Here is a 13818-nt window from a genome sequence, read left to right as displayed (position 1 = left end):
GGAGCTAGGGGAGGCGGATCAGCTTCATCTCCGTCAGGCGCTGAGGGAGGGTGTCGACCTGTGCGGCCAGCGCGGCTGGATCATCGTCCAGACCCGCAACCAACGCAGCCAGCAGGGCATCCTGGTCGCGGGTGCCGTCCAGCAGGGGGACCAGCAGCGCGTCCGCAGGCGTCAGCTCGTGGGTCTCGTGCCAGGCGTTGAACGTGCGGGCGGTGCCGTCTGGCGTGCGGGTGATCTCGGCCATCCGCCTGGCGGCCGGATCCAGCCGAAGCAGCCTTGGATCACCTTCCTCCGGAACGATCGGGTCGAGCCGGAAGCTGGCCGCACCCTGCATGATCAGCACGCCCACCAGGTCGTCGAGGTGCTCGGCGAGCCGATCGCCGGGAGTCAGTCCCGCCGACACCAGCCGGGTGTGCACCGCGTCGTACAGCTCCGCCCGTGACGATGTCCACGGCCACCGCGCACTGAGCGCATCCATCGCGGCCTTGACGCCGGGGTCGTTGGTGAAGAGCGTGGCGTCCGACACCACGTACTCCTGGCGGGCGTGGTCGATCGAGGTCGGCTCCGCGGCGGGCGGCACCCAGGCGGCGACGTGCACACCACCGAAGCGGCCGCGGTCTGGCTGATGTCGAATGCGCGCCGCCGCCTCGGCGTGCACCAGCAGCGATTCGCGGAACATGCGGTTGAGCGCGAAGTCCAGGTACTGCTCCACGAGTACCTGGACACCCCCGCACTTCGCGTCGAGGTAGTCGGCGACCGTGGGACCGAAGTTGGCCGGGAACATCGTCTCGACATGCGCCTCCCCGAGGTACGAAAGACCATGTGCGCCAGCGTGACCCACCATCTCGTAGAAGTAGCAGGGAGCGTTGAAGGTGGCGAGCTCGTCGTGCAGCAGATAGGAGTCGGCGAAGCCGAGGGCGTGCTCCCTGGCCACGGACACCACCGCGGCCAGGACGCTGTCGGTCGGAGCGGCCGTGGCCAGGAAGTCGACCATCTCGCGGGCGTCGCGAGCCTTCTCCTGCGGGGTGGTGCTCGCGCCGCTGGCGAGCAGCATCGCGTCGCGCAGCGTCTCCTTGGCCTTCCAGCCCGGATAGGTGTTGTAGCTGACGTAGGCGATGCCGTCGGGTACCAGCACGGCGCGGATGGTTGCCAGCAGGGCGTCGCGAACCTCTGGCGGAACCCAGCTGTAGAGCCCATGGGCGATCACGAAGTCGAACTCGCCCAACGCTCGGAGATCCAGCTGGGCCAGGTCGGCTGCGATCAGCTCGAGGTTGTCCAGGCCGAGCTGGTGGACGTGCGCGCGTCCCTGATCGATCTGGACCTGGGAGAGGTCGACGCCGACGGCGCGAGCGGCCGGATGCGCGGCTGCGAAGGGGATGAGGTTCCCGCCGGCCGCGCAGCCGAGCTCCAGTACGCGGGCGCGCGAGACCTCCGGAGCCGACAGTCCGAACAGGTGCGCGATGGCCGCTAGTCGTCCCGGTGCCGACTGTGAGAATGAATTCGAGGTGTACGGCGTGTTGTCGTAGTCCGAACGCAAGGCATCCGTTGCCTCGCTACTGGTCCGGCTCGGGCCGTCCTGTTGAATCAACGTCCGTCCCTTGATCGTTCGCATCGTCCACGGTGGTCGTCATCATTCGACCACAGCCTGCGAAGGCCACCGCGGATGGGCGCTCAGATCTGTCCGTGGCGCGGCGGTGGGGTGCCCGACAGGATGTACCGGCCGATGTGCTGCAACTTCCAGCGGGTGGGATCGTGCAGCGTGTGGGTGCGCGCATCGCGCCAGAACCGCGACAGGTTGCCGCTGGCCGAGGCACTGCGGGTGCCGCCGAGGTCGAACAGCACGCTGGCGGCCTCGAGCGCGGCACGGACCGCGGCGACCTTGGCGACGGCGACGGCTATGGATGCCGCCGCAGCCGTGTCGGCGGTCAGGTCGGACCGTGCCGCGTCCAGCCGGCGGGCGGCCTCGACGAGCAGTGCCTGAGCGCCGCGCACCGTGACCACCAACTCGCCGGCGGCCTGGATCAGCGTGGAATCGTCGGCGGCGGAGACGACGCCGGCCTCGAAGTGCGGGCGTGCCCGGCCGGCCTGCCGGACGCCCTCCTCGAGTGCGCCGGTCGCGATGCCGACGTCGAGGGCGGTGTGCAGCAGCTGGGCGTGGGCGCCATAGACCGTCGGCCCGCTGAAGATGGGGGAGAACGGCACGACGTGTGCCGACGGCACGCGCACGCCATCGAGGGCAACGGTGCCCGACGCCGTCGTGCGCTGGCCCATGCCGTCCCAGTCGTCCACGATCTCCAGACCGTTGGCGTTCCGCGGGACGAAGGCCAGTGCCTTGGGGGTGGCCGAGGTGGGTGGGGAGCCCGACCCGTCCGCGAGGGAGGCGCGCACGATCACCCAGTCGGCGAACAGGGCTCCGGTGGAATAGAACTTGCGGCCGTCGAGCACGTAGTCGCCGGCGTCGGTCTCGGTGAGTGTGGTGCCGTCCACGTCGATCGGGTTGGGACCACGTTCGGACTGGGCGTTGGCGAACAGCGCCCCGCCGCGGACCAGACCATAGAAGAAGTCCTGCTGCTCGGGGGTTCCCGTCAGACGCAGCGCTTCCAGGAAGGTGAAGTGCGACTGGGGGATCTGGGCGAGCGACGGGTCGGCGTGCGCGAGCAGCCGGAACACCTCGGACACCACGGTCGCCGGCGCATCGGGGCCGCCATACGCGGCGGGCACCGACAGTGCCAGCAAGCCCGACTCCTTGAGCTCCCGCACCTGGTCACGGGGTAGTTCCCGGCCGACGTCCCTGGCACTGGCCTCCTGGGCGAATCGTGCCGAGAGACGCTGCGCCACACCGACGGCGTCGGCGGCGGACACGGCACCGTCGACCACCGCGGGTGCGTTCACCGCGCGGCGCCGACGAACGGGATCGACGCCGGTGCGACGTCCACCCGTCCGGCGTCGAAGAGACCGCGTTCGCGAAGGATCGGAACGACGCCCTCGCCGAACCAGAACAGTTCCTCGAGGTGTGGATAGCCCGAGAAGATGAACTCGTCGATTCCGATCGCGGCGTATTCGGCGATCCGATCGGCGACCTCGGTGTGGCTGCCGACCAGCGCCGTGCCCGCCCCTCCGCGGACCAGCCCGACGCCAGCCCACAGATTCGGGGCGATCTCCAGGCTGCGCGCGTCGTTCCAGGAACCGTTGGCGCGGCTGGCCTCGTGCAGCGCGAGCATGCGCTTCTGGCCCTCGGACTGGCTGCGGCTCAACCCGGCCTGCGCGTTGCGCACCGTCTCCTCGTCGAGGGCGTCGATGAACTTGCCTGCCTGCGCCCACGCCTCCTCGGAGGTGTCCCGGGAGATGGTGTGCAGCCGAATGCCGAAGCGCACGGCGCGGCCCTCTTCGGCGGCCTCCTTGCGGATCCACTCGATCTTGGTGCGAACCGCTTCCGGCGGCTCTCCCCACGTCAGGTAGACGTCGGCATGCTTGGCGGCCACCGGTCCCGCCGCCTTCGAACTGCCTCCAAAGTACAAGGGCGGCACCGGGTTCGGCGGTATCGCCAGCGCCGCTTCCTCGACCTGGATGTGCTTGCCGTCCAGCGTCACCGTCTCGCCTGCCCACAGTCGGCGCACGACGTCGAGGAACTCGTCGCACCGCTCATAGCGCGCGTCCTTGTCGAGGAAGTCCCCGAACGACCGCTGCTCGTGGGCTTCCCCGCCGACGACGACGTTGAGCAGCAACCGGCCGGGTGCGTGCCGGGCAAAGGTCGCAGCCATCTGAGCCGACAGGGTGGGGCTGACGAGGCCGGGGCGGAATGCGACGAGGAACGCCAGCGACGTCGTCTCACGAGCTAGCAGGGCGGCGGTGATGAAGGCGTCCTCGCACCACGCGCCCGTCGGGATGAGTGCACCGGTGAAGCCGAACGACTCGGCGGCGCGAACGATGGAGCCCAGATAGTCGATCGATGCGTCCCGATCGCTGTGGGCCGAACCGGCCGGGGTGCCGTGACCGCCGCCCACGATCAGGCGGCTGTCGCCGTAGGTGGGCAGGAACCAATGGAGCTTGACGGGCATGCGGTACTCCTAGCGGCTGGCCGTCGGCTGCGAGGCCGTCGACGACGATGACGATGGCAGGGTGGACGGACGCTCGATTATCGTCGAGGCCGGGCCTCCCACTCGATAGCTTGCCCCCCGATGCTCGGCCGGCAGTCTGTCACCGCGTCCGAACAGCTTGTGGCGCAACGTGCCCGGGGTGTACTCCGACTGGTAGGCGCCGCGCTCGGTGAGCACCGGCACGACGTGATCGATGAAGTCGGCGAACGATCCGGGGGTGATGGCGTACGCCAGGTTGAAACCGTCGACGTCGGTCTCGGCGACCCACTCCTGCAGAACGTCGGCGACGTGCGTCCCCGAGCCGACGACCAAGGGTCCGATGCCGCCGATCTTGCCCCAGTTGGCGATGTCCCGAACGGCCCACTCGCCACCGTCGGGGTCCGCGGACTGGAAGGCCTTGACCGCCGAGAGGATGGCGTTGGAGTCGACGTTGCCGATCGGTTCGTCGAGGCCGTAGCGCGCGAGATCGACGCCCATCCAGCCGGACATGAACACCAGCGCGCCCTCCGGGTCGCCGTAGGCGAGGTATTCGGCGTGCTTGGCCCGCGCCTGCTCGTCGGTATCGGCGGTGATGACGGTGGTGAGGTTGAAGATCTTGGCGCTGTAGGGATCTCGTCCGGCAAGCTCGAGTTCGCGCCGGATCGTGGTGACCGTCTCGCGCAGGATGGCCTTCGTCGGAGCCGCGGTGAAGATGGCCTCGGCGTTCTCGGCGGCGAACCGCACGCCGCGCGGTGAGGCGCCGGCCTGGAAGATCACCGGCGTTCGTTGCGGCGACGGTTCGGACAGATGGATGCCCGGCACTTCGAAGTGCGCACCGGAATGGCCGATGTGGTGCACCTTGTCGGGATCGGTGAAGACACCGCGCTCACGATCGCGGAGGACCGCGTCATCCTCCCAGGAACCCTCCCACAGCTTGTAGAGCACCTCGAGGTACTCGTCGGCGTGGTCGTAGCGGGCGTCATGGGCGGGCTGGTCGGTCTGACCCATGTTGCGGGCGGCCGCGGGGAGGTAGCCGGTGACGACGTTCCACCCGACCCGGCCCTTGGTCAGGTGGTCGAGGGTGGACACCCGCCGCGCGAACGGATAAGGGTGCTCGAAGCCGGTACCCGTGGTGATGCCGAAGCCGAGGTGTTCGGTCACCAGGGCCATCGCGGAGACCAGCAGCAGGGGGTCGTTGACCGGGACCTGCGCGGCCTGCCGAATGGCGGCCTCGTCGCTGGCGCCGTAGACGTCGTACGTACCGAGCACGTCGGCGATGAACAGCCCATCGAACCTGCCGCGCTCCAACAACTTCGCCAAATCAGCCCAGTAGGCCAGATCCTTGTAGCGGGCGGACTGGTCCTGGGGGTGACGCCAGAGGCCAGGGGATTGGTGGGCGACGCAGTTCATGTCGAACGCGTTGAAACGGATCGATCGAGTCACTGGACGGAGTATCGCGACGCCGGCGCTCGAGGTCACTGCTTTGCCTCAGCGCGATCTGAAGTGACGGGAGCGGTGGCTTCTCCTCGAGGCCACCGCTCCGGTGTCACGGACGCGTGGTTCAGCCGCCGGCAGGCGGCCTAGACACAGAAGGGTCCGAGGCAGAATCCGCCGGGCGGTTCCCAACCGCCGTTCCAGCCGCCGGGGATCGGGCCCTGGTTCCACGCCGGAGGAGGCGGTGGCGGAGGCGCCCAGCCGACCGGGCCGGGTCCGGGGCCACCCCAGCCCGGTCCACCCGGTCCACCCCAGCCCGGTCCGGGAGGAGGCGGCGGCGGGCCCCAGTCGGCGGGAATCGGTGCCATCCCTGGGGAGGCATTGGCGACTCCGGCGCCCATGCCGAACGCGGCGGCGGCCAGGCCGCTCGCAATCACCGTACCGACGATGATCTTCGCTGGCTTCATCTCGATCCTCTCTCGCGTATCGGACGGCAGGCCACCCGCCGTCGGAGATACCGCCGCCGGCCGACTCCTGGGCGAACCCGGTTCGGCGACATGTGGACCAGCTTGCTTAGCGAAGTTAAGTGTCAGCTGGGAGGGAAGTCAGCATGCGCTATGGAGTCCCGTCACGCCCCTACGGTTACCCGAACAGCGTGTTCGTCGTGCCGACGAGGTGCGTCCCGCCGCCTTCGGATCAGGCCGATCCGTAACCTGTGGGTCCGCTGACAACGCGCCTAGGGTCGATCGTCGGACCGTCGCGGCCGACACGTCGTGGTGTCCGCCGCCGGCCACGTCGCCATAATCCCGGCCTCCCAACGGCATTCGACGAAGCGAGCTCACATGATCGAGATCGAGAACCTCACCAAGCGGTTCGGCGATCGCACCGTCCTCGACGACGTCTCGTTGTCGGTTCCCAACGGGGAGATCCTCGCCGTCGTCGGTCCCAGCGGCGCCGGCAAGACGACACTGTCGCGGTGCGTCAGCTTCCTGGAGCGCCCCACCAGCGGCTCCGTCCGGGTCGACGGCAAGGACTTCAGCCGGCTCGAGGGCTCCGAGTTGGTGGCGGCCCGCCGCAGCGTCGGCGTCATCTTCCAGACCGCCCCGCTGCTGCGCCGCCGGACCGTCGCGCAGAACATCGCGCTGCCACTCCAATACCTGGGCGCCACCGACGCTTCCGTGGAGAAGCGGGTGAACTCACTTCTCGAGCGGGTTGGCCTCGCCGACCGTCGTGACTATCTGCCGGCCCAGCTCTCGGGAGGCCAGAAGCAACGGGTCGGCATTGCCCGAGCGCTGGCCCTCGGCCCGTCGTATCTGCTGTCGGACGAGGCGACCTCCGGCCTCGATCCGAGCACGACGAAGGCGATCTTGGGCCTGCTGAGTCATCTTCGCGACGACCTGGGGTTGGCGATCATCCTGATCACCCACGAGATGGAAGTCGTGCGAGAGATCGCGGACTCGGTCGCGCGCATCGATGGTGGCCGCATCATCGAGAGCGGCGCGGTCGGTGACGTGATCCTCGATCCGACGTCCACGCTCGCCCGTGAACTGCTGCCGGACCGGCCCAGCGTTCCGTTCGACGGTTCGGGCGAGGTTTGGGAGGTGTCCTACGCATCGCGCACGGTTCCGCTGGACTGGCTGACCTCGATCCACACCGTCCCCGGCATCGCCGACTCGCAGGTCAGCGTGCTCAGCGCGAGCGTGGAGGCCATCCGCGGAGTCGCGGTGGGGCGCGCAGTGCTGGCCGTATCGCCGTCGGCGCCTGCGGGGTTCGAGGGCTACCTTCGGGAACGCGGTCTGCACGTCGTCCAGGTCTCCGCCAAGGAAGGGGCGGCAGCGTGAACTACGCTGCGGGAGAGGACTTCAGCACGCCCTGGGCCAAGGTCCCTGATCTGCTCCTGCCTGCCTACGGGCAGACCTGGGTGATGGTCGGCGTCACGATGGTGCTGGTGCTGATCATCGGTACACCGGTCGGCATCACGCTGCACAACACCTCGGTCCTCGGGCTCCATCCCAACCCGAAGGTGTTCGGGGTGCTCAACACGATCGTGAACATCGGCCGCTCGCTGCCGTTCCTGATTCTCATGACGGCGATCATCCCGCTGACCCGCTTCCTGGTCGGGACGACCATCGGAATATCCGCGGCGATCGTGCCGATGGCGGTCGCCGGGGTGCCGTTCTTCGCGCGGCTGGTGCAGAACGCGCTACGTGACGTGCGTTCCGACGTCACCGACATGGGTTTGGTCTCCGGTGGTACCAGCCTGCAGTTGATTCGAACGGTTCAGCTCTCCGAGGCGCTGCCCGCTCTCGCCGGCGCGCTCACCGTCAACGTCATCGCGATGATCGAATACTCGGCAATCGCCGGTTCCATCGGTGCCGGCGGCGTCGGCAACCTCGCAATCACCTACGGCTACAACCGTTTCGACCACAACATCATGATCGCCACGGTCATCGCTCTGATCGCGACGGTGCAGGTGGTCCAATTCGCCGGCGACCGCCTCGTCAAAGCCCTCACCCGCTGACCCTCAGCTTCGACACGAAGGAACATCCATGACCAATCTCACCGATTCTCCCGCCGACGAGATCGAGATCAAGAAGAAGAGGCGGTGGCCCTGGATTGCCGCTGCCGTGGTGGTGGTCGTCGCGATCGCGGGGGGAGTGACGTACGCGAAATCGTCGAACGAGGACAAGCCCTTCGGCACCAACCTCAAGGTGGCGACCTGGAGCACCGACATCGCCGCGGAGAACCTGCTGAAGTACATCACCGACGAGGTGGCTCCGAGCCACGGCATCACCATCGAACCGGTCAAGATCGACAACCTGATCGAGATCAACCGCGCCGTCGACGCCGGCACCGTGGCGGGCAACTTCTTCGAGCATCAGCCGTTCCTCAACGATGCCATCGCCGCCAACGGGTTTCATCTGACGCTGGCCGCGCCGACGTTCACCTGGGATCAGGCCTCCTACTCCAACAAGTACAAGAGCTGGGAGCAGGTACCGGTTGGCGCCAAGATCGCGCTGCGCGACGACCCGGCCGGGCAGGCCATCGCCCTGCTGGACCTGGCGCATGACCAGCAGATCACCCTCAAACCGGGCAAGGACACCATCAAGGGCCTGCCGCAGCTGTCGGACATCGCCACCAACCCGAAGAACTACCGGTTCGTGCAGGTTCCGATCGGACAGCTGGCCCGCAGCCTCGATGACGTCGACGTCATCGTGGTGCACATCTCCGACGTCTACGCCGCCGGTCTGCGCGAGAACCAGATCATCGCCCGCGAGCCCGCGCCCAAGGGTAGTGAAGGTGGACTCGTCGTCTCCGACAAGCACCTCGACGACCCGAACGTCCAGAAGCTGATCGCCACCTTCGAGGATCCGAAGATCGCGCAGTTCCTGCAAACCACGGACGACGAACTGATCCGCAACACCCTCGGGCCGATCTCTTGACTTCCCGGCGAACCAAGAAGCCGCTCTTCTACTCGGCGTTCGTCATGAACACCGCTTCCCACGTGCTGCATGGGTTGTGGCGGTCACCGGAGGCGCACAACCACAGGTTCAATTCGCTGCGGCACTGGACGTCGGTGGCGGCGGAGGTCGACAGGGCTGGTTACGACCTGATCTTCTTCGCCGACGTGTTCGGACTGCGGGCGCCGTGGAATGGCAACTGGCGCAAGGCCGTCGAAGGCGGTATCCAGATTCCGGTCAACGATCCATCCGTGCTTGCGTCGGCGCTGGCGGCGGCCACCGAGAACCTGGGCATCGTCTTCACCAGCTCGATCGTCCAGGACCACCCATTCAACTTCGCCCGCCGGATGTCGTCGCTGGACCACTACACCGAGGGCAGGCTCGGCTGGAACATCGTCACCAGCTTCAACGCCAACGTGTTTCGCAGTTTTGGCCACGAGGGCACGCTCGATCACGACCAGCGTTACCAGTGGGCCTACGAGTACGTCGACGTGGCCTACAAGCTGTGGGAGGGCTCGTGGGATGACGACGGACTGGTCCAGGACAAGGAAGCCGGCATTCACGCCGACCCGTCGAAGATCCACAAGATCAACCACGTTGGCGAGCGCTACAGGGTCGAGGGACCACACTTCGTAGCGCCGTCGCCGCAGCGCACCCCGGTGCTGTTCCAGGCCGGCTCGTCGCCGGCCGGTCAGCTGTTCTCCGCGCGCAATGCCGAGGGCGTGTACATCAGCAGCCCGAGCCCGGCCGATGCGTTCGGGCTCACCGCGGAGACACGGGCGCTGGCAGCCGAGAACGGCCGCGACCCCGAGGACATCACCTTTGCCCAGGGCCTGTCCTTCGTGATCGGCGATACCCATGCGGAGGCGGTGCGCCGCAACGACGAGCTTAGGCGCTACCTCGACCTGGAAGGCATTGCGCTGCATGCTCTTGGTGACGCGGGAATCGACGCGGGCAGCCTGCCGCTGGACACCCCGATCAGCCAACTCGGCGAGTTCACCGGCGTCAAGAGCTTCATCCGGTGGGCGTCGGAGGTCTCTGGCAATACCGAGCCGACCATTCGGGACATGGCCTGGGTGATGGAGGGCGCCAATCGCGTCGTCGGGACGCCCGAGGAGATCGCCGATCGGTTGGAGGAATGGCGGGAAGCGGGCGTCGACGGCATCAACGTCTACCACGCGACGGTGCCAGGCTCGTTCCGTGAAGTCGCCGAACGGCTGTTCCCGACGCTGCGCGAGCGCGGCCTGATCGCGACCGACAAGTCGGGCACGTTGCGCCAGAAGCTGCTGGGGCGGGGTGACCGACTACCCGACACCCATCCCGCGGCCGCCTACCGGGGCGCGTTCGGTGACAACGACCTGCTCAACGGCGTCGAGGAACCCGTCGCCGCGACGAACTAAGCGGTCGGCCTAGCCCTGGCTCTGCTGAAGACCGATGCAAGTGCCGTAGTGCTCGGGCGTGCAGGGGATGCCGTTGACCGATCCCACGCCGTTGGGGTTGTAGACGACGTCCGCACCCGGCGCGCCCGCTTGGGGCGGCACGACGACACCGGGGGCACCGAAACCGCCCGCCTGGCCCTGCACGCACACGCCCTCGAACTTGGTGGGCACGGTGCCGTACGGGCAGTCCTTGGCGGCGGCCGGCGAGGCGGCGACCAACGGCGCCGCAGCGAACGCGGCGGCACAGCCGAAGACCAGAATCCCGCGCTTCACGTTGATCATTTCGCTCCAAACGACTCGTCCGACCCGGCTCAGCTTAACCCGTGACTCGCCGACCCGGTGCGTTCGCGCCCGGCCATCGGTTGACGGACCTGGTCACCGCTGTGGACGATGTGCCGATGCCCGACCGCCCCTACGCGCTAGTGCGGCGCCCAGCCGAGTCCCTGGCCGACGGAATCGTCACGTTCATCGAGCGTCGCCCGCTGGATCTCGAACTCGCCAAGCGCCAGTGGGACGGCTACGTCGCGGCCCTGCACCGCAACGGCTGGCCGACCGTCGAGATCGCCACCGACGACGCCATGCCCGACTGCGTCTTCGTCGAGGACGCGGTGGTGATGTTCGGTGACCTCGCCGTGCTCACCAACCCCCGCCAGCCGACCCGCAACCCCGAGGTCGTGGCGGTGCGGCGGATGATCGACGAGCTCGGGCTGGAGTCGACGGCGATCACCGAGGGCACGCTGGACGGCGGTGACGTCCTCAAGGTGGGGACACAGGTCTACGTGGGGCTCAGCGGCACCACGAATGCCGCCGCCATCGACCAACTTTCACAGATCCTGGCACCACGCGGCTACACCGTCACGCCGGTGCCACTCACCAAGGCGCTGCACTTGAAGAGCGCGGTCACCGCGCTGCCGGACGGCACGATCATCGGATACGAGCCGGTCGTCGACGACCCCGGTCTCTTCCCGTCGTTCCTGCCCGTTCCCGAGGAGCCGGGCGCCCATGTCGTCATCCTCGCCGACGATCTGTTGCTGATGAGTTCGGCCGCACCCGAGACGGCGGCTCTGTTGGCCGCGCTGGGCTACCGCATCGAACCCGTCGACGTGTCCGAATACGAGAAGCTCGAGGGCTGCGTGACGTGCCTGAGCGTGCGGGTGCGCTGAGTAGTCGACGAGCCGATGATCGATGCCGACTCGCGTCCCTGAGGCACAATCGGTGGGGTGACGACACCGCCGCAGGGTCCGAGACGACCAGGCCGTGGTGTGGAGCCGCCCCGGCCGGATGCCCCCACCCGACGGCTGCCCCGTCCGGAACCGCCCACTCAGCGGATTCCTCGCGCACCGCAGCCGCCGCCCGAGCCCGGACCCACCGAGCGCATCCGCGTCGTGCGACGACCAGGTGATCCGCCGCCGACGATCGGGCCCCCGTCCGATCCGGCACCGGAGAAGCCACCGCGCAAGCCGCGTGGGTCGTGGTTCCGCGATCCACTGTCGTTGTCGCTGCTGGCGATCATCGTGGTGGCCCTCGTCGTCGGCGGGCTCGCCGGGGCCGAACTGTATGCGCGCCACCGTGCCGACAACCTCCTGGTCGACGTCGCCGAATGCGTCGTCAAGGACGGTGCGACGGTCTCGTTCGGGGTCAACCCGCCGTTCCTGTGGCAGCACGTCACGGGGCACTACACCAACATCTCCGTGTCGACGTCGGGCAACCAGGTCCAGGACGCCAAGGGGATGACGGCAGACGTGTCGGTGGCCGACGTCCGATTGCACGGCACGCCGGATTCGAAGGGCACCATCGGTTCTCTGAACGCGACGTTGACGTGGACGTCGGCGGGCATCAAGGACACGGTGGCGGCCAACCTTCCCGGCGTGGGCAGCCTAGTCACCGCAGTGACCACGGACCCCGCCGCGGGGACGCTGAACCTGGAGGCGGGGGACATCACCGTCACGGCCAAGCCCGTGGTCACCAATGGCGACCTCGCCCTGCACGTCGTCGACGTGACCGGTCCGCTGGCCAGCGATACGGTGCAGACGGCGCTCGACGGGCTGACCGCGAAGCTGAATGCCCAGTATCCCTTGGGAATTCATGCCGACAGCGTGCAGGTCACGGCCACCGGCGTCGTCGGCAAGTTCTCGACGCAGAACGCCTCGATCCCCACCGCAGACGCCAACGCCTGCTTCGCGCGGCTCTGAGGGACTACCCGGCCCGCCTGGGTCGGCGTGCGTTCGAGTCGTCCGGTGGTCGCGCGCCATGCGCCAGTCCGTTGGCGGCGTGCACTCCCGCGGCGAACTCGACGAGGACTTGCATGATTCGCCCGTGCCTCAGCCTCTGCCCGCGGGATGGCCTTCGATACAACATGTTTCGATCCTCGCCGCCGCCACCCAGCGACACCAGTGGCCCTAGTGACACTCTTCGCTAAGATAGTGACATGCATTCGGTGGCCATCCTCGCCTACGACGGCATGTCGGGGTTCGAATCCGGGCTGGCCGCAGAGATCTTCGGCATCACCGAACTGCCGGACCGTTTCTCGGCCGGCATCCCCAGACCCTGGTACTCGATCAAGACGTGTGCGGAGCAACCGGAGGTCCGCATGCTGGGCGGGGCCACCGTCCGGACGCCGTATGGCTTGGCCGACCTGGCTGCCGCCGACACCCTCGTCATCCCAAGCGTCCGCGACATCACGGCACCCACCTCGCCTGCGCTGATCGAGGCCATCGTCGAGGCCCACCAGCGTGGGGCACGCCTGGTGTCGATCTGTTCGGGAGCGTTCGCCCTCGCTGCGGCGGGCGTTCTCGACGGGCGGTCGGCCACCACGCACTGGCTGTACGTCGAGGTGTTGCGGGAGCGCTTCCCGGCGGTTCGGGTCGATCCAGCGCCGCTCTACGTCGACGGGGGTGACGTCCTCACCAGTGCGGGGTGCGCGGCGGGCCTGGATCTGTGCCTGCACGTCGTGCGCTCCGATCACGGGTCTCGCGTGGCCAACGACGTCGCCCGGCGGTTGGTGATCTCCCCACATCGCTCCGGAGGACAGGCTCAGTACGTCTACTCGCCGGTGCCGGAGCCGGCGGCCGACGGGTCCGTCGCCGCAGGTATGGCGTGGGCGCTCGAGCATCTCGATTCTCCGATCACGCTGGACCAACTCGCCGAGCAGTCCGGCCTGTCCCGGCGCAGCTATCTGCGCCGGTTCGCCGCGGAGACCGGCACCACGCCAATCAAATGGCTTGTCGCGCAGCGTATTCAGGCCAGTCTGGCACTACTGGAGTCGTCGTCGCTGTCGATCGAGCAGATCGCGAGCCGCGTCGGGTTCGAGTCCGCGGTCACCTTCCGGCACCACTTCGGGCGCGCGCTCCAGACGACGCCAAGCGACTACCGCAGCTGCTTCGCGGGCGCCGGCGGCTAGTCGTGACG

Annotated in this window: 13 protein-coding genes; 7 read left to right on the top strand and 6 right to left on the bottom strand. The window is 68.1% G+C overall.

Translation table 11 applies throughout. From position 1 onward, the window contains the following. Nucleotides 1-4 precede the first annotated feature (4 nt). From SBI80_RS19430 to SBI80_RS19410, 5 genes are all read right to left on the bottom strand, one after another. Nucleotides 5-1612, bottom strand: a complete 1608-nt coding sequence (locus SBI80_RS19430; protein WP_318976437.1) for a methyltransferase regulatory domain-containing protein — start codon at nt 1610-1612, stop codon at nt 5-7. 59 nt (nt 1613-1671) lie between these two features. After that, the gene (locus SBI80_RS19425; RefSeq protein ID WP_318976436.1) at nt 1672-2892 is read right to left on the bottom strand and encodes an SfnB family sulfur acquisition oxidoreductase; all 1221 of its coding nucleotides are present in this window, start codon (nt 2890-2892) and stop codon (nt 1672-1674) included. Then, nucleotides 2889-4058, bottom strand: a complete 1170-nt coding sequence (locus SBI80_RS19420) for an LLM class flavin-dependent oxidoreductase (RefSeq protein WP_318976435.1) — start codon at nt 4056-4058, stop codon at nt 2889-2891. Before SBI80_RS19420 ends, SBI80_RS19425 begins: the two co-directional genes overlap by 4 nt. 9 nt (nt 4059-4067) lie before the next feature. Next, nucleotides 4068-5519: an LLM class flavin-dependent oxidoreductase gene (locus tag SBI80_RS19415; protein WP_318976434.1), complete on the bottom strand. Its 1452-nt coding sequence runs from the start codon at nt 5517-5519 to the stop codon at nt 4068-4070. Between the two features lie 137 nt (nt 5520-5656). After that, nucleotides 5657-5977 carry a hypothetical protein gene (locus SBI80_RS19410; RefSeq protein WP_318976433.1) on the bottom strand — a complete coding sequence of 107 codons (321 nt, stop codon included), beginning with the start codon at nt 5975-5977 and terminating at the stop codon, nt 5657-5659. Nucleotides 5978-6352: 375 nt separating this feature from the next. On the opposite strand from SBI80_RS19410, the gene SBI80_RS19405 reads away from it, so the two are divergent. From SBI80_RS19405 to SBI80_RS19390, 4 genes are read left to right on the top strand one after another with little or no spacing between them, the layout of a single operon-like run. Beyond that, a complete protein-coding gene (locus tag SBI80_RS19405) occupies nt 6353-7351 on the top strand; it encodes a methionine ABC transporter ATP-binding protein (protein WP_318976432.1) in 999 nt (332 codons plus the stop codon). After that, a complete protein-coding gene (locus SBI80_RS19400) occupies nt 7348-8031 on the top strand; it encodes a methionine ABC transporter permease (protein ID WP_318976431.1) in 684 nt (227 codons plus the stop codon). Before SBI80_RS19405 ends, SBI80_RS19400 begins: the two co-directional genes overlap by 4 nt. A gap of 28 nt (nt 8032-8059) precedes the next feature. Then, nucleotides 8060-8953: a MetQ/NlpA family ABC transporter substrate-binding protein gene (locus SBI80_RS19395; protein WP_318976430.1), complete on the top strand. Its 894-nt coding sequence runs from the start codon at nt 8060-8062 to the stop codon at nt 8951-8953. A gap of 44 nt (nt 8954-8997) precedes the next feature. Then, nucleotides 8998-10371 carry an NtaA/DmoA family FMN-dependent monooxygenase gene (locus SBI80_RS19390; protein ID WP_318976429.1) on the top strand — a complete coding sequence of 458 codons (1374 nt, stop codon included), beginning with the start codon at nt 8998-9000 and terminating at the stop codon, nt 10369-10371. A 9-nt stretch (nt 10372-10380) separates the two neighbouring features. Here SBI80_RS19390 and SBI80_RS19385 read toward each other — a convergent pair whose 3' ends face one another. Beyond that, a complete protein-coding gene (locus SBI80_RS19385) occupies nt 10381-10692 on the bottom strand; it encodes a hypothetical protein (protein WP_318976428.1) in 312 nt (103 codons plus the stop codon). A 116-nt stretch (nt 10693-10808) separates the two neighbouring features. Here SBI80_RS19385 and ddaH point away from each other — a divergent pair, with 116 nt between their 5' ends. From ddaH to SBI80_RS19370, 3 genes are all read left to right on the top strand, one after another. Further along, nucleotides 10809-11573, top strand: a complete 765-nt coding sequence (gene ddaH / locus SBI80_RS19380; protein WP_318976427.1) for a dimethylargininase — start codon at nt 10809-10811, stop codon at nt 11571-11573. 57 nt (nt 11574-11630) lie between these two features. Next, the gene (locus tag SBI80_RS19375) at nt 11631-12602 is read left to right on the top strand and encodes an LmeA family phospholipid-binding protein (RefSeq protein WP_318976426.1); all 972 of its coding nucleotides are present in this window, start codon (nt 11631-11633) and stop codon (nt 12600-12602) included. A gap of 236 nt (nt 12603-12838) precedes the next feature. Beyond that, nucleotides 12839-13810 (top strand): helix-turn-helix domain-containing protein, encoded by a 972-nt coding sequence (locus SBI80_RS19370; RefSeq protein WP_318976425.1) that lies wholly within the window; start codon nt 12839-12841, stop codon nt 13808-13810. Nucleotides 13811-13818 lie beyond the last annotated feature (8 nt).

Origin of the sequence: Mycolicibacterium sichuanense (assembly GCF_033741125.1) — a bacterium.
GTDB lineage: Bacteria > Actinomycetota > Actinomycetes > Mycobacteriales > Mycobacteriaceae > Mycobacterium.
Note: the sequence above shows the minus strand (reverse complement) of the source record. Positions and strands in the feature narration are given on the sequence as shown.